Here is a 15,011-nt window from a genome sequence, read left to right on the forward strand (position 1 = left end):
GCAGTTCGTCCCCCTATCGATCCTCGGCGTTCCGACGCGGCGATCCGCTTCCCGGGCCCCGAACGCCTGGCGCGAGCGGGCTGGCCCTCGTCATCGAGAACGGGCGGTCAGGGTCTGACCGCCGCCCTACCCCGAATCACGGCGCCGGGGCGTGAGCACCGTCAGTGCAGTCAACAAGCCCGCCATGTGCGCGATACGGGGCCCCTGCGAACCCTTGTGCGAGGCGTGTAAGGGCGCGCGGCGGGCGCAGTACGGAGACTGAAGCCGTGTCTGTCCTGCCGCCTGACCTGCCTCGGCTGCGGACGCTGGTCACCTACCTGCGCGGCGAACTGGGCCGGGCCGAACAGGCCCTGGCCACGGCGGAGGAGCGCGAGGCCATCGCCGCATCCCGGCTGCCGCCGAAGGAGCCGCCCGCGTGGCTGATCGAGCGCGGGATCGGAGGCGGCCGGCTTCCGGCCTGCGTACACACCGGGGACTGCTGGGACACCGGCAACCGCTGCACCCCCGCCACCCCCGAGCAGATACGGCAACTGCTCGCCGAAGGCCACCCCGCCTGCCCCCACTGCCGGCCCGACACCGCGCTCGGAATGCTGGAGTGAGCGGATACCGGCAGGGTGAAGGGATGAGCCCTGCCCCGCGTGTCGGCGTCATCCGCCGGACGCCCAGGGCGGCCGCCGCGTCCGCTGCGACGGTGAAATCCTCGGCCGCGCCCTCGGCACCGCCGACCTCCTCGAGTTCCTGCGCCGGGCCGGCCTGGACCCCGACGTCGTCCGCCTGGATGATCCGCTGCTCATCGAATGGCGGGGCGGCGGGCCCGCCGTCTGGACGCCGGACACCGGCGAGGATGGCGGATTTCGCCTCGGCGGGAGGAAATGATCAAGTGCCGGAGTCTGATCGATTGGGCTGCGGCTGGGGCGTCAAGATCGCGCCGTGGTACGGATGAAGGAGTGGAACCGATGGCAACAGGCACTGTGAAGTGGTTCAACGCCGACAAGGGGTATGGCTTCATCAGCCAGGACGATGGCGGCCCCGACGTGTTCGTGCACTTCGCAGCCATCCAGACCAACGGATACAGGAGCTTGGAAGAGAACCAGCGGGTGGAGTTCGAGGTCACCCAGGGGCAGAAGGGTCCGCAAGCGGAACTGGTCCGCCCCTTGTAACCCCCTCTTCGTTCTGGCTGCGCTCTGTATCCACGCGATGGCCAGTGGAACAGAGCGCAGTCCCGGTTTCGCCAACAGCATCCCCGGTAAGGGTGGCGGCCCGCACTGCTGCTCCGGTCAGTGGCTCCGGCCGCAGGAACCGGTTACTGAGGATTTCAGGCTGGAGTCGGTGGGTTGATGGGGGCCGGCAGCCTGGTCCCCGGCGTGACCGTGGGCGAGGACCTCGCCCCGCACCGGGCGAGCGCGGCCCGGCCGGCCACCGCCGCCGGACCGACCCCGGCGGGCAACGGGATCCCGGTCTCCGGTGGAGTCCCGGCGCGCCCCGCCACGACGGGCGGCGCCGCGGCCGCTCCCGCCTTCGGGACGTCCTCCGCCGGGCGGGGCCGCCCGACCACGTCCTCGGGCTGAACCGCTCCGCTCCGCGACGGGGCGGCCTCGGCCGGGCGGAGCCGGGGGCGCGCGAAAGCCCGCATTGTGGCAGACGCGGGCGCGGGGGTCATGCCACGCGTTCCCGGGGCATGACCCCCGGATGCCGCGGGTGGACTAATGAGGGCAACGAACCGGGCGGAACCGCCGCCCATCCCACCCCGAAGGAGGACAGCCATGGCTGCCCTGATCCCCCTCCGCAAGTCGCTCCTCATCGCCGCCTCCGCCGTCGCCGCGCTCCTCAGCGCCGGATCGGCCCAGGCCGCGTCGAGCTCCGCCCACCTGGCCAACGATCCCTCCGGGGCGAAGGTGCAACGCAGCAGCATGCTCGGAGGGTCGGACCACTCCAGTGCGTATTACTACTACTACGTACAGGCGCGGTAGCAGATGCTGTCTTCCCGTGTGCCGCCCGGCCCCTCGGGGGCCGGTCGGTACGGCAACCGGCGCGCGTTCGAGCGGGACCACCTCGGTTTCCTCCTCGACCAGCAGCAGTACGGCGACCTGGTCCGCTTCGACGACGACCTGTACATCGTGAACTCGCCCGCCCTGGCGGAGGAGGTCCTCAAGCACACCAACACCACCTACGGCATCTCCAGCGACCTGCTGGGCGAGGCGACCGACGGAAGCCGCGCCTCCGAAGACCTGGCCCTGTGGATGCGGGCCCGCAGCCTGGCGGGACGCGGCCTGAACCGGACCAGCATGCGCGCCGCCCGGGACAGCCTCGCGTCGACCGTCGTCCGCCACGCGGACACCTGGCACGCACGCGGCAGGATCGAAGCGATCCCCGCACTGGAAGACCTCACCGCCCACCTGATCGCCGAGTTCTGCCTCGGGCCCGAGACCGGCGACGTCCCCGACCTCTTGGCCCGCCTGCAGGACGCGCTGCTGCCCCCCACACTGCCCCTGCCGGCCCGCTGGCACGCGCTGCGCCGACGCCGCCTCCAGCGCGCCGGCCGCGACCTAGCCGACGAAGTCTCCTCCCTGATACGCCGGCGGCGTACGACGAGGCGGGACGACTCGCCCTCCGTGGTCGCGGACCTCCTGAACACCGCGTGCGACGAAGGCGCCCTCACCCACGAGGGCGCGACCAGCGTCATCGTCGCCAACCTCTTCGCCGCCCACGAGACCACCGCCGCCGCGCTCGCCTGGCTGCTCCTCCTCCTCGACCGGCACCCGGAAGTCCGTCGGCGGGTACGGGACGAGGCCGACCGGGAACTCGCCGGCGCGCTACCCACCGCGTCCGACGTGCCCCGGCTGGCCGTCACCGAAGCCGTCGTGAAGGAGACCCTGCGCCTCTACCCCCGCTCTGGTTCCTCCAGCGGACCATCGAGGAACCCACCGAACTCGCCGGCTACCCCCTGCGCCCCGGCCAGAAGGTCGCCGTCAGCCCCTTCGTCCTCCACCGCGACCCCCGCCACTACCACCGGCCCACCACGTTCGACCCGGACCGCTGGACCGACCGCGCCGCCAACCCGCTGCCCAAGTACGCGTTCATGCCGTTCGGCGGAGGGCCGCGCAACTGCCTCGGAACCCACTTCGCCACCACCGCCATGACCATCGTCACCGCAACCCTCACCCCCCACTACGAGGTCACCCGATCACCCGGCACGACACCCGTCTTCCACACGCGCACCATCCTCCAGCCCCACGACCTCACCCTCGACGTCTCGGTCCGTCCCCACCCACCCGGCGACCGGCCCGGCGACCACCGGCCCGCTGCGGACCCACAGCCCGAAGACCACCGGGCAGCCCGGTGTCCGTTCACCGCCAACACCCCCGCCGCACCGTGACGGACCGGCGTCCCCGCCTCCTCGTCCGGCTTGCTCCGGGCCCGGGGCCGGTGTAGTCCGGTACTAGCCAGCTCGACGAAGCGACGCTGCGCCGGCTCGTCGGGCAGAGCAGCGGAGGATGCCAGGCTCTCGAGGAAGTATCCGAAGCGGGGGTGCGGTGCTTCGAAGGCACCGAGCTGCTCAAAGAACTGCTCGGTCGTCCAGTCGTCCGGGAACCGGATCACGTGGCGCTCGATCTGGGTGCGCAGGCTGTTGGTCGTGGCGGTCCATCCGCCGAGTGGATCGTTGTCCAGGTGCCACAGTCGGCCCAGCAGAGCCATGAAGCGGTCCGGGTAGCCGAGGTGGGCGGACAGATCGAAGTCTCTGGCCAGCTCGCGCCTGGTCCGGCTCGGGATCTGCACGTTGTGGCGGCCGAGCCACAGAACATCCTGCAGCGCCATTCGTTCGGCCTGGTCCAGCTTCTCCTGCTCAAGAACGGCGTCGGCGACATCCTGCAGGCGGTCGTCAGGGCAGGCTTTCAGGCTGGCCACCAGCCGCTCGTGCTTGGTGCTGCCCTCGCTGGGCGCGGGAAGGCCGAGGCGCTCGCACAGCGCCGGCAGTTCCTTCGCGGTATAGCGCGTGTACAGCGTGAGGAGCACGCCGTCGATCAGCCTCCGCAGCAGCGCCATGTCCATCTGTTCCCCCATCCCCTGATGATGAGCGACGTCCGGACACGATTCCACCGTGTCCGTTCACCTTGCCCAGCAGCCAAATTCGCAGTGCACTCGCGCACCGCGCCTCTACCTTGATTCGCATGTCGCACGAATCGATCCACGAGCACCTGCTGATATCGGCCCGGAAGTGGGCACGTACGGCTGTCGACGCGTACCTGGAGGAGCCCATCGACCAGGACTTCGCCGTGCACCACATGGCCGTCGCGGTGGAACACGCGTCCAAGGCGTACCTGGCGTCCATCGCTCCCGTGCTCCTCGCGTCGGAGAGGCAGCCGAGCGTGGACGACCTCCTGGTCCTGAGCGGGAACGAAGACAAGACGAAGAAGGGCCGCGCCGGGCTCAAGACCATCGGCGGCGAGGGGGCCATCCTCAGGGCAGCCCAGCTCCTCGGCCCCGAGCACAAGGCGCCTGCCAAGCTCAAGGAACTGCGGGAGTCCCGCAACGGCATCACCCACATGGGGTGGGGCCAGCCCGTGACCGAGTGCCGCGAACTCCTGGCCGCGGGCATCGAGCATTGGCGCCACACCTTCGCCGTCACGCCCAGTCCGCTCCCGGCCGCGGCAGCCGTCAGGGCGGAGGCGCGCCTGAGGTCGGCGACTGTCCATGTCCTGCGACGTTCGGCGCGCCCCGGACCTCGTGGACCGCAGCTTCGTCGCCGTGGCTCCGAACCGCTCTGAGGATCTGCGGCCGCGAGTTGACTCCCCAAAGAGGGCGTCGTCCGAGCCTCCGCCTCGGGTGCCTTGCCCTCACGCCGAGGGGCCAAAAACGCCAACTCCGAGCGCCGGGAGCGTGACATCCGCGACGAGCTGTCCACCAGGCGCCCGACGTACCGAGATCGCCGGGCGAAAGTAGAGAAGGTCCTGCAGGGAGGGGTTCCAGGGAAGGTGGTCGTGTCTGATGAGGGCCTCTGGTTCGAAAAGCGCGTGGACGGGCAGCTCGCGGGTGAGCGGGCGAGAGCTGGTATTCAGCACGACCAGAACACGTTCGCCATCGCGGTGGCGCACGAAGGCGTAGATTCCTGGTCGGTCGAGTTCCGAGAACAGGATCTTCTCTTCCCCGAGGTGCAGTGCCGTATGCCGTCGGCGAAGCTCGATGAGCCGCCTGGTCCACCGAAAGAACGGCGAGGATCTGTCGAACATGTCGCCATAGGAGCTGGGCGACGTGAACCTTCCCTCGGGAAACATGTCCTCTCTGTTTCCTGGATCAGCAGGATCCTGAAGATGCTCAGGTTCCAGCCGCTGCGTAGATTGGCGGAATCCCTGTTCGGTTCCGTAGTAGAGCATGGGGATGCCGATCGAGAGGATCAGATGGGCGAGGGCTACCCGGAGGCGCCCCACAGGCTCGGCGTGCCGGAGGAATCGGTAGACGTCATGGTTGTCGATGAATCTGATCGTGAATCCGTGATCGCAGCTGAATGCCTTCGACGCGATATCGAAGCTCTCCTCCAGTTCTCTCGCGGGTGCCTGGCCGTGGAGGGCCCAACTCTGGCGTCGGTATTCACCGTAGTTATAGACGGCGCCCATTCCGGAGTCGAAGCATGAAGCAATCAACGTGTCGTCGTCGCTTGCGTGCTCCTCGATGATCAGGAAGTTGTTCTTCCCCAGGCGATCGGCATACTTCCTGACGGTGTCACACAGTCTCGTCACGAAGGAGCGGTCCATGTGTCGGACCGCATCAAGGCGGATTCCGTCGATATCGGACTCCCGGATCCACCAGCACGCGATAGACTGAAGGATTCGCTGCGTATCCGGGTTCTCCGTCGCGAGTCTGCGATAGTCCGGTGGGAAATCTCCCAGGGTCTCCTGCTCGGTGTCGTTCCAATCGTCAATGACGCCGTGCCGCGAGAAGTGTTGCGGCGAGGCAAGTTCAAGCGGACGGATCCAGATCTCGTTGTCACGAATGCTCGCAGCCTCCCCCGTTCCTCTCCAGAGATTACTCCCGTCGGCATACTCGAACACAGGGCCGGCGTGGTTCAGTACGAGGTCGAGCACGACACGGATGCCGCGGTCGTGGGCTCCGGCAACAAGCTGCCGGAAATCCTCCATGGTGCCGAGCCGAGGATCCACTGCCATGAAATGTCGGGGCGCATATCCATGATATGAGCCGGGGCCGTTGAGTACGACTGGAGTGAGATGAATCGCCGTGCCACCGAGATCGCGGATGTAGTCGAGTCGTTTTGAGAGCCCTCGGAGATTTCCCCCGTGCCGTGAACGGCCATCGCCCGGATCTCCCTCAACAGTCGCTGGTGTATCGGTCTGGAAGCGGTCCACGACAATGGAATAGAGGATCTCTTTGCGCCAGTCGTCCGGTGAGGCGTGATACTGGCGCGCATTGGAGTTCGCGAGTGAGATCTCGGCGATACTCTCCGGCGCCCCCACTTCCGGAACGGGGCCTTCCGATCGTGGACACGGCGGCTGGTCTGCGGCAGGAATCATGGTCGGGACCATAGGCATTTCCGGCCGACCGGTCCAGACCGTGCACTTCAGCCGGTCTTGTTCCGCTGCTGGATCCGTGCTGTACTCGAACGCGAACTCGGCCGGCCAAGACTGGGGGATCATGATCAGCACTGTGCGCTCCTTATTTCATCGAGTGGCGTGGACGGTTAAACGATGGCGCCTGCGGCGCACCGATCCGTTCATGTACAAGTGAATCGGCCGATGCTGTGATCACTTGGGGGGTATCTGCGCTTTCCCACGACGCGTCCCTGGCCGTTGTGCAGGACGAGAAATTTGTTTTCGCAGCGCATTCAGAACGCTATTCTCGGATCAAGAACGATGCTTTACTCCATCCCGAGCTGATCAGAGAAGCCAGAAGTTTCGGCGCGCCGGACGAGGTTGTCTGGTACGAACGACCGTTGCTTAAGAAGCTGCGACACATGCGGGCGGGTCAATGGCGTCACGCGCTGTCGACTTCCGACCTACCCAGTCGGTATCTGCGGTCGATCGGCCTGCCACACAGGACGCCCGTCTCCTACGTGGGGCATCACGAAGCGCACGCCTGGGCCGGAATCGCCACAAGCGGGTTCGACTCGGCAGCCGTCATCGTCGCCGACGCCATAGGGGAGTTCGATTGCTTCACCGTCTTCTCCTACTCCCCGGAATCAGGCCTCCAACTTCGCTATCGGCGGCGCTATCCGCATAGTCTCGGGCTGCTGTACAGCGCCTTCACCCGACGGTGTGGTTTCAAGCCCAACGAGGACGAGTACATCCTCATGGGCATGGCCGCCTATGGGCAGCCTCGCTACGTCGATGACATCCTCGACACGTGGATCTCCCTGGACACGCCGGGCTACTCGCTGACGTCGAACGTCCACCGGGGCATCGGAGAGTGGCTACCCGACGCGCGCCCCGAGGACCTCGCTGCCAGCATGCAAGTGGTAACCGAGAGGGTGCTCGTCGAGGCCGCGTCCTGGGCACGCAAGGAAATCGGTGCGCCGAACCTGATCCTCATGGGCGGTGTGGCGCTGAACTGCGTCGCCAACTCCGTCATCGCCCGCGAAGCCGGCTTCTCCCGCCTGTGGATCTTCCCCAACCCGGGGGATGCCGGCTCGAGCCTCGGAGCCGCCGCCGCCCATCTGCGGAAGCCGTTGCGATGGAGCGGGCCATACCTGGGAACACCTATCCAGCGTGACCTTGACATCCCGGCGGTGGTGAGAAGTCTGAGGACGGATGGCGTGGCCGCCGTCGCCAACGGCGCCGCGGAATTCGGGCCGCGAGCGCTGGGCAACCGGTCTCTCCTCGCCGACCCCCGGTCGGCGGACATGAAGGACCGGGTCAACGGGGTGAAGGGGCGTGAGAAGTTCCGGCCGTTCGCGCCCATGATCCGCGAGGAGCTGCTCCACGACTACTTCGACGTCCCTGTGCCGAGCACCCCGTACATGCAGTTCACCGCACGGTGCCGCGAACCAGAGGAATTTCCCGCCGTTGTGCACGTGGACGGCAGCAGCCGGGTCCAAAGCGTCTCCCAGAGCGAGCATCCGGTCCTGTACGAACTGCTCCGGCAATGGGAGGACGCGTCAGGCTGCCCCGTCCTCCTCAACACGAGTCTGAACTCCCGTGGGGAGCCACTAGTGAATACCTGGCAGGAAGCCCAAGCCTTCGGCGACAGGGAAGGAGTGCGCGTCCATTGACCCCCCTGACGTCTCACCCCGTCCGCCTTCTCGTCGCTAACGGGTGCAGCTACACCCGTGGAGCGGAACTGGGGCGGGCACAGGATGCGTGGCCGACCCTCGTGGCCAATGCACTGGACGTGCCGTGGGTCAACCTGGGCTGCGACGGAGGCTCGAACCGGCGGGTCGTCCGCACGACCGTTGGCCAACTAGACCGCCTGGCCGCAGAACACCGGGTGCCCGTAGAAGAAGTTTTGGTGATCTGCATGTGGACCGGCCTATCCCGTCACGAGTGCTTCACGCGACGGCGGGACAAAGGGCACGGCTACCGACCGGACCTCCCCGACGAGTTGCGCTGGCACCGTTTGAGCAGATGGCGGATCCAGATCGAGGACCAACTCTCCGAGGCCTACTACCGGCACCTGTGGAGCGCTCAAGGGGCCATGACCAACTTCGCGCTGGACTGGCTCATGCTCGACGGATACCTGCGCTCCAGAGGCGTTCAGGGCAAGTACGTCTTCGCATGGGACGTTCTGCGATTCCGGCAGGACGAGCAGACCCGAAGGCTTCTCAGCGGCCTGGACCCAGCAACCGTCTACGGCGGTTCGGTGACGAACTCGCGCACATCGTTCTATACGGACATCATCGGCCGATTCCCGACCGGGGATATGCAGCACCCGCTCGAGGAGGCCCACGCTTCCTTCGGCTCCTCGCTCACCGACTGGCTGCGGGACCACGGCATCAGGGACACCACCCCGAAGGCCTGGTAGCCCTCCGCACGGATATCTGGGCTGGATTGATGAGGGTGATGAACAGGCGCTGGATCTCGTCGCAAGACGCGGGATGAGCCCGTCCGGTGCGGGCGGGGGTAGTGGGCGTGTTCGTCGGCGTGGACCACAGCCAGAAAAGCGTGGGCGAGCCTCGCGAGAGTGCCCCAGCGGATCCAGGAGGGTAGCGGCGGACCTGGTGCTCATCGAGGTCGGCCAGCCCTTTCTCACTCTGAAGAGCGGGCTGCCGCGGAGAAGTTCCTGGTGCCTCCGATCAGCAGGAGGTAGCAGGACAGGGCCGGGCGGATGGTGCGCGAGAGGGCCCCGTCCGTGGGACTGAGGCGGGCGGACCAGGCCGGCCAGAGCTGTGTCGGGGTCTTGCGGGCCCGCTCCGCAACCCGGGTTCCCGCTGAGCGTCCGGGCCTGCTCGGCAGTCGGTCCAGCGTGCGGTAACGCATCTGGTCAACACCCTTGAGGCGAGGTGCGAGGCTTGCGATGCAGACCGCCTCGAACAGCGGGCTGGTGTGGCGCCAGTGAAGATCGGCTTTGAGGGGAATGCTGCCGTCGGCGTCGCTGATCAGGTCGCTTCGGTTGACATGGCCCTCGAAGGCTCCGGAGTTCCACGGCTGCGAAAGTCCCGCGGTGACGGCCTCGAGGTCACGCTCCAAGTGCCGGGCGAATCGCTGGAGGCTGGGCAGGTCGGCGGTGGTCGCGGCTTCGATCCATGCCGGCAGCTGGTGGCCCTGCAACTGGGTGAGCATGTGGGCGAAGGAGCGGACGTGCCCGGCGAGTGCGTCCAGTTCGGGGCAGTTCGCCAGTACGTCCTTGAGCTGGATCTTGTCGCTCTCGGTCAGTGCTTCAGGGCGGGTGAGGATCCAGCGGGTGACGGCGCGGGCGGATGGCGGCCGGGGACCGACCGGCTGGGGTTTGCCGCGTAGGTTCCGGCTGACGTAGGCGCGAACGTTGCCGTAGCCGTCCGGGTAGCCCAGTTCCTTGATCTCCTCCCACAGTTTCCAGGCGTTGGTGCAGCCCTCCTGCCATCGCTGGTCGAGGTAGGACCTGTAGGCGTCGAGCTTGGTGGGGCGGTTTTGCCACTGGCCGGTGAACAACTGCTCCGGCTCTGCGGCATGGGCAAAGCGGAGGACCGTGCTAAAGCCCATGCCGAGCTGCCGGGCGATGGACCGCTTGCTGTGGCCGGCGGCCAGGAGCGCGTGGACGGTGGCATGCCTGGCGCGGGTCCGCTCAGCGAACCGGTGCCCGGTCGGCCACGGCGATGGCGCGGGCAGCTCCGACGCTTGCTGAAGCTGTTCGGGCGGCGCCGGTGCCGGTCGCAGGCAGGCGCGGTGCTGGAAGACACACTTCTCGGCGGCTTCGCCGAACACCTCCCTGACCGTCGGCACCCCCACGCCGCGTGGGCGGTTGCCGTACCGAGCAGCCGATGGGAGGTGGGCGCGCCGTGGTGATCCCCGCGAGCAGCCTGGAATATGTCAACGTCGCCATCGCCACCGCACCGGCCGGCGTCGAGCTCAGCGGCACACACCGCAGTTCGCGTTCCTGCCGGACACCAACCGGGCCAACCCCATCTCCGGCGACTGGCTCACCGGAGAGTGGGACGACGACGCTGCGCGCATCCTCGTCGGCCCCTCCGGAGGCGCGACAGCGCTCAGCCGCGGCCACTGGCACGTCTGGCTCCGCATCGACCCGCCCAACGACGAGCTCGTCGTCCGGCTCGCCGGGACGCTCCGAGTGACCTGACCACGTCACGGACCGGTAACGCAGGCCGCCTGCCCGGCCCGAGCAGCGGATGATGCACCCCTCACGACCTACGTCCCTGGGGGATTCATGCACGCCCGCACCACCGGCCTCGCTGCCACCGCCCTGCTGCTCTGCACCATCACCGCGTGCAGCAGCAGCGACAGCTCATCCAACAAGGCCACCAGCAGCAGTCCGACACCCACCCCCACGACGAGCAGCCCCACCCCCTCCACCACCCCGACGGCGGACCCGGTCCTCGCTTTCGGGCAAACAGTGACGTTCGACGACCCGTCCGACAACGACCCGGTACGCGGCAACGCAACCGTCCTCGGCTACCGGCACAACATCCGCTCCGTCGGCTCCGCCGCCGACGAATCCGGGACCCCCGGCTACGTCTGGGCCGCCCTCGACATCAAGGTGTGCAGCGAGTCAGGCGCCTTCCTCGCGACGACCCCGCCGTGGACCCTCAGCTACGCGGACGGGGCCCGTGTCAGCGCATCCAGCACCACGTACGGGGACTTCCCCAAGCCAGCGTTCCCCTTCGAGACGCAGCTGACCGCAGGCAAGTGCGTCAAGGGGAACATCGTCTTCGCCGTGCCCGACAGCCCCCGGCCGAGCACCATAATCTACGCCCCCAGTCACTGGACAAGCCCCGCGAGTGGACCGTTCCGCCCCAGTAAGCGAGGTGGCGCCCGTGGCCGACGACCCCCGCAACGGGCGCCCCTACTGCAGCCTCTGCGCCTGACAGCGCGCCCTACGCCTCCCCTGCTGGCTCTGCGGCCACGACATCACCGGCCCCGACGCAGGCAGGCACCCCGACGCGTTCACTCTCCATCACGTACAGCCCCTCAGCCGCAGCGGCGACCTCCTCGACAAGGCCAACGCCCGCAGCGTCCACCGCAGGTGCAACACCTCCCGCGGCAACCGCACCAGCGTCCGCGTGCAGGGCTCATCGCGGAGGTGGTGACAGCCGTGCTGTACGTGGTCACCGGCCCCCGGCCGCAGGCGAGAGCAGCTGGATCCACGCCAAGGCCCGGGACGTCGTCATCGGCCTCGACCTCATGGCGCTCGCCATGGCCGGCCCCGGGGCGGACCACCACAAGCACGACCCCACCCTGCTGCGGATCGTGCACCGTGCCCGGCAAGCAGCCATCCACGAGGCGGAGCGGCACCTCGCCACGACCGATGTCTACCTGATCCGCACCCTGCCCCAGCCCAAGGCGCTCGTCCGGTACAAGCGGCTGGGCGCGCGCATCGTGGCTGTCGATCCAGGCGAGGAGATCGTCCGCCGTCGGGTCCGTGACATGAGGCAGCCGGAGAAGGAAGGCGTGGTCACCGCCTGGTATCGGCAGAGGCGCAGGGGCGCACCCCGGGCATCGGCCCCGCAGTCGTCGCGCGCTTGGTGAACGAACGAAGCGAACTTGATCACGACTCAAGGTGTCTGCGGATCGTGACGGAGGGCCAGGTCAGGGGAGGGAGCGGATCAAAAGTTGAGCGACCGCACGGGCGACCCAAACTGGCAAGCAGTGTCGGTCACAGCTCAACTCGCCCGTCCCCGACCAACAGCAATCCCAAGGACTCCTGACACCTCCACTCCGATTGCGCACTGACAAACAACACAGATCATCAGCAAGACCGGAAGCGGTGCAGCATCAGAGGTCAGGCTGCAGGCCGCTCTACCGGTTGCCAGTCCTCCACCGGCTTCGTGCGGAAGAAGCCTCTGTACACAAGACGAGTGAGCACCACCGCTCCCTCCCCGTACTCATGCAGCTCCTCGAAGGCCTCAGCTGCCGAGTCATATACGAACTTCTTCCCCTTCGCGTTCTGGATGACCCACTCCCGATCAGCCGCAACGCCAACCCCACCAGTCTGCACAGCTCCCCCAACCCACAACACACAACGGAAACCACGATCGTATCCCCCTCCACGGCAGCCGCTCCGGACCGGCCGTCCTTCGACTACCTCCGTACATGGCGCCGCCCGGCAGGGAGGTGTATCCCGGCCGGACGCATTCAAGTCCGTGTGGTGCGTGTTATCCGATGGTGAGGAATGCGTTCCAGCCGTCTTCGTCGCGGCCGGATGCGGCGCCGAGGGTGGAGGTGCCGCCTTGGTAGAGCCACTGGTTGCCGAGGGTGTCGACGGCCCAGATGTCGGGGATGCCGTCGCCGGTGGCGTCGGCCGTGCCGAGGGTTGGCGATGCTCAGTTGCTGTGAGCTGCGGTTCGCCAGGTAGGCCGGGACGAATCCGGCCCGCCGCCCGGCTGATCATGGCGAATTCGGGGAGCGAGGGGACGCGGCCCGCATCGACTTGGATCTTCGCTCTGCCGCCACAGTGCCATCCGTCGCCATCGACAAACGCCTCCCGAAAAGGGAGGACATAGCCAGGGCCACCCCTTGCGGCGGACCCCGGAGGGCTTCCCCATCCCTGCACACGGCAGGCTCCGTCAAACCCGGTCTCAGGGGGCGAGCGACTGCGGTGACAACCACGTGGAGTCCCGCGGCATTTCACGGTCCGCCATCATGACCCCGGACAGGGCTTCCGTCTTGCCGAGTTCACGCATCACCAACGCGGCAGTATGAGCAGCGGAGAGATGAACACCATCCCCGAGTGGTCGGGCGAATGCGTCGCCGAGCACGTCGGCTCGGTGAGCCGCGGGGAGAGCTTGACGGCTCCATTCCGCCTGGAGTCTGCGCTCGGACGCGCCAAGGTCCGCTGAGCGTGACGGCGAGCCAGTCCCGGGATCTGCTCAACGAAGGTCTGCCGTCCGCACAAGGTGTCCGCGCAGATGAACCGGCGGATCTGCAGGCGCAGAACCACACGCCTTTCCGCGCTGGGCAGATCAGCAGGAAACCGCACGAGACGTGGCGGGCCAGCAGCAGCACCTCGATCAAGGCCCTGGTGCCGGCGGTGTCACCGTGAGCCTTGACCGTGGCTGCCCAACAAGAACCCTGATTCGGTGAGCCTCCATAGGGCATCGCGGAGCGCCCCCATGAAGCGAGCGGTAAGCGGCCGTGACTCCACACTCCTGCGACGCCCACACGATCCGGACCTGGGCCGGCCGTTCCTGCAGGGACGCGCTGCTAGCGTGGACGCGTGACGACTTGTGCAGAATGCAGCTTCGAGTACGAACTCGCCCTGGCTCCTGCGGTTTCGGCTCTCGCCAAGGGGCACGCGAGCGAATACGCGGACCTCCTGAAGCAAGAACCGTCCTTGCTCCAGCTGAGACCGGCGCCGCAGGTGTGGTCACCCCTCGAGTACTCCTGCCACATGCGCGATGTTCTGCTAGTCCAGCGGGAACGGGTGCTGGCCGCTCGGCGTCTCGACGGGCTGGTCGCTGAGTCCATGGGACGTGACGAGCGGGTTGAGCACGACGGATACGCCCTGCAAACGCCTACCGATGTTGCCCGCCAGCTTCATGACGCGACACTGCTGTTCGCCAATGTCCTCGACCGGCTGTCGCCCGACGACTGGGACCGCACACTGACGTACACCTATCCCCAGCGGGAGGAACGCTCACTGCGCTGGCTCGCCGTGCACACCCTGCACGAGTTGCGCCACCACCTTCTCGACATGCGTCGTCAACTGGAACCCCCAAGTCGTCGGCTAACCCTCTGACGAGCCGCCTGGGTTGCAGGAACCGGCGCCCCCACAAGAAACCAAGGAGAAGAGGAAATTTCCGGCGGAACGGCCCAAAATCGACTCGCAGAATGAGGCCTCAGAGCCCCGATCTCGATCGTGCTGGTGTGATGTGACGTTCCTTCACCACGGAGGCCCTCAGTGAGGCACTCAGCGCTTCCTTGCCGTCCCGGGCCGACTCCAGCATTCTCCTGGATCGCCTGATCGGCGCAATGGTGACTGGTCCCGTGAGTTGGCCCGAGGTGTGAGTTCTGGATCCCTACCAGTCTCGGGACAGGCCGACACCCTCGGCCGGATCGGCCCGTTTGCCGCGATGGTACTGCCGGGCCTCCGAAACATGCTGACCGCCGGCTACGAGTGGACCCGGGTACACGCCGCGACCGCACTGTGGGACATCGAGGGCGAGGCAGGGCCCCTGGCGGAGCCGGATGTACGAGGTCCGGCACCTCGGTGCACTGCGCTTGGAGCGCCACAGCCTCTCGCACGGTCGGCAGCCGAGGAATCAGGGTGCGAAGAAGCGCGTGAGCGCTTCGACGGGTGGGACCCTTCAGTCCCTGACGAAGGCCGAGTTGTACAAGAAGGCCACCGCCGCTAGCATCCCCGGCTGCTCCACCATGACCCACGACGAACTCGCCGACGCCCCCTCCCGCACCTGA

At 67.4% G+C, this 15,011-nt stretch carries 17 protein-coding genes and 3 pseudogenes; 15 read left to right on the forward strand and 5 right to left on the reverse strand.

What is annotated here, in order from left to right; genetic code table 11:
• Positions 1-266 precede the first annotated feature (266 nt).
• The 6 genes and pseudogenes from JIW86_RS01165 to JIW86_RS41945 all read left to right on the forward strand — a co-directional run.
• Positions 267-599, forward strand: coding sequence for a DUF6233 domain-containing protein (locus tag JIW86_RS01165; RefSeq protein ID WP_257552092.1), 333 nt, complete (start codon positions 267-269; stop codon positions 597-599).
• 357 nt (positions 600-956) lie between these two features.
• A complete protein-coding gene (locus tag JIW86_RS01175) occupies positions 957-1,160 on the forward strand; it encodes a cold-shock protein (protein WP_257552093.1) in 204 nt (67 codons plus the stop codon).
• Between the two features lie 177 nt (positions 1,161-1,337).
• Positions 1,338-1,568 carry a hypothetical protein gene (locus JIW86_RS01180; RefSeq protein ID WP_030711777.1) on the forward strand — a complete coding sequence of 77 codons (231 nt, stop codon included), beginning with the start codon at positions 1,338-1,340 and terminating at the stop codon, positions 1,566-1,568.
• A gap of 195 nt (positions 1,569-1,763) precedes the next feature.
• The gene (locus JIW86_RS01185) at positions 1,764-1,970 is read left to right on the forward strand and encodes a hypothetical protein (protein ID WP_257552094.1); all 207 of its coding nucleotides are present in this window, start codon (positions 1,764-1,766) and stop codon (positions 1,968-1,970) included.
• A gap of 315 nt (positions 1,971-2,285) precedes the next feature.
• Positions 2,286-2,882, forward strand: a pseudogene (locus JIW86_RS41940) (cytochrome P450); the annotation flags it as partial.
• Positions 2,883-2,944: 62 nt separating this feature from the next.
• Positions 2,945-3,163: pseudogene (locus JIW86_RS41945) on the forward strand (cytochrome P450); the annotation flags it as partial.
• A gap of 5 nt (positions 3,164-3,168) precedes the next feature.
• On the opposite strand, the gene JIW86_RS01195 reads toward JIW86_RS41945, so the two are convergent.
• Positions 3,169-4,062, reverse strand: coding sequence for a hypothetical protein (locus JIW86_RS01195; RefSeq protein ID WP_257552096.1), 894 nt, complete (start codon positions 4,060-4,062; stop codon positions 3,169-3,171).
• A gap of 107 nt (positions 4,063-4,169) precedes the next feature.
• Between JIW86_RS01195 and JIW86_RS01200 the strand changes: the two genes are divergently transcribed.
• Positions 4,170-4,766, forward strand: a complete 597-nt coding sequence (locus JIW86_RS01200) for a hypothetical protein (RefSeq protein ID WP_257552097.1) — start codon at positions 4,170-4,172, stop codon at positions 4,764-4,766.
• A 69-nt stretch (positions 4,767-4,835) separates the two neighbouring features.
• Here the strand turns inward: JIW86_RS01200 and JIW86_RS01205 are convergent, their stop codons facing one another.
• Complete coding sequence (locus JIW86_RS01205) at positions 4,836-6,647, reverse strand: alpha-amylase family glycosyl hydrolase (protein WP_257559183.1); 1,812 nt, start codon at positions 6,645-6,647, stop codon at positions 4,836-4,838.
• A 155-nt stretch (positions 6,648-6,802) separates the two neighbouring features.
• On the opposite strand from JIW86_RS01205, the gene JIW86_RS01210 reads away from it, so the two are divergent.
• Complete coding sequence (locus tag JIW86_RS01210; protein ID WP_257552098.1) at positions 6,803-8,218, forward strand: carbamoyltransferase C-terminal domain-containing protein; 1,416 nt, start codon at positions 6,803-6,805, stop codon at positions 8,216-8,218.
• Positions 8,215-8,967, forward strand: coding sequence for a DUF6071 family protein (locus JIW86_RS01215; protein ID WP_257552099.1), 753 nt, complete (start codon positions 8,215-8,217; stop codon positions 8,965-8,967). Before JIW86_RS01210 ends, JIW86_RS01215 begins: the two co-directional genes overlap by 4 nt.
• Here JIW86_RS01215 and JIW86_RS01220 read toward each other — a convergent pair.
• From JIW86_RS01220 to JIW86_RS01230, 3 genes and pseudogenes are all read right to left on the reverse strand, one after another.
• Positions 8,939-9,199, reverse strand: a pseudogene (locus JIW86_RS01220) (IS701 family transposase); the annotation flags it as partial. The gene JIW86_RS01215 and the pseudogene JIW86_RS01220 overlap by 29 nt on opposite strands.
• Complete coding sequence (locus tag JIW86_RS01225; RefSeq protein ID WP_257559184.1) at positions 9,192-10,124, reverse strand: transposase; 933 nt, start codon at positions 10,122-10,124, stop codon at positions 9,192-9,194. The gene JIW86_RS01225 and the pseudogene JIW86_RS01220, both read right to left, overlap by 8 nt.
• A 663-nt stretch (positions 10,125-10,787) precedes the next feature.
• Entirely contained in the window at positions 10,788-10,943 is a 156-nt protein-coding gene (locus JIW86_RS01230; protein ID WP_257552100.1) for a hypothetical protein, read from the reverse strand.
• Between the two features lie 563 nt (positions 10,944-11,506).
• Between JIW86_RS01230 and JIW86_RS01235 the strand changes: the two genes are divergently transcribed.
• The 6 genes from JIW86_RS01235 (at position 11,507) to JIW86_RS01260 (ending at position 15,011) form a co-directional block, all read left to right on the forward strand.
• Complete coding sequence (locus tag JIW86_RS01235) at positions 11,507-11,686, forward strand: HNH endonuclease (RefSeq protein ID WP_322975599.1); 180 nt, start codon at positions 11,507-11,509, stop codon at positions 11,684-11,686.
• 94 nt (positions 11,687-11,780) lie between these two features.
• Complete coding sequence (locus JIW86_RS01240; RefSeq protein WP_257552101.1) at positions 11,781-12,125, forward strand: hypothetical protein; 345 nt, start codon at positions 11,781-11,783, stop codon at positions 12,123-12,125.
• A 1,169-nt stretch (positions 12,126-13,294) separates the two neighbouring features.
• Positions 13,295-13,435, forward strand: coding sequence for a hypothetical protein (locus JIW86_RS01245; protein WP_257552102.1), 141 nt, complete (start codon positions 13,295-13,297; stop codon positions 13,433-13,435).
• A 2-nt stretch (positions 13,436-13,437) separates the two neighbouring features.
• Positions 13,438-13,638 (forward strand): hypothetical protein, encoded by a 201-nt coding sequence (locus JIW86_RS01250; RefSeq protein WP_257552103.1) that lies wholly within the window; start codon positions 13,438-13,440, stop codon positions 13,636-13,638.
• 174 nt (positions 13,639-13,812) lie between these two features.
• Entirely contained in the window at positions 13,813-14,334 is a 522-nt protein-coding gene (locus tag JIW86_RS01255; protein WP_257552104.1) for a DinB family protein, read from the forward strand.
• Positions 14,335-14,876: 542 nt separating this feature from the next.
• Positions 14,877-15,011, forward strand: a complete 135-nt coding sequence (locus JIW86_RS01260; RefSeq protein WP_257552105.1) for a hypothetical protein — start codon at positions 14,877-14,879, stop codon at positions 15,009-15,011.

This window comes from Streptomyces sp. NBC_00162 (genome assembly GCF_024611995.1).
Classification (GTDB): Bacteria; Actinomycetota; Actinomycetes; order Streptomycetales; family Streptomycetaceae; genus Streptomyces.

Excerpts from the sequence above, each read along its gene's own strand:
- JIW86_RS01175 (WP_257552093.1), top strand. The coding sequence starts at position 957 with ATGGCAACAGGCACTGTGAAGTGGTTCAACGCCGACAAGGGGTATGGC.
- JIW86_RS01180 (WP_030711777.1), top strand. The coding sequence starts at position 1,338 with ATGGGGGCCGGCAGCCTGGTCCCCGGCGTGACCGTGGGCGAGGACCTC.
- JIW86_RS01185 (WP_257552094.1), top strand. The coding sequence starts at position 1,764 with ATGGCTGCCCTGATCCCCCTCCGCAAGTCGCTCCTCATCGCCGCCTCC.
- JIW86_RS01195 (WP_257552096.1), bottom strand. The coding sequence starts at position 4,062 with ATGGGGGAACAGATGGACATGGCGCTGCTGCGGAGGCTGATCGACGGC.
- JIW86_RS01200 (WP_257552097.1), top strand. The coding sequence starts at position 4,170 with ATGTCGCACGAATCGATCCACGAGCACCTGCTGATATCGGCCCGGAAG.
- JIW86_RS01205 (WP_257559183.1), bottom strand. The coding sequence starts at position 6,647 with ATGATCCCCCAGTCTTGGCCGGCCGAGTTCGCGTTCGAGTACAGCACG.
- JIW86_RS01225 (WP_257559184.1), bottom strand. The coding sequence starts at position 10,124 with ATGGGCTTTAGCACGGTCCTCCGCTTTGCCCATGCCGCAGAGCCGGAG.
- JIW86_RS01240 (WP_257552101.1), top strand. The coding sequence starts at position 11,781 with ATGGCGCTCGCCATGGCCGGCCCCGGGGCGGACCACCACAAGCACGAC.
- JIW86_RS01245 (WP_257552102.1), top strand. The coding sequence starts at position 13,295 with ATGAGCAGCGGAGAGATGAACACCATCCCCGAGTGGTCGGGCGAATGC.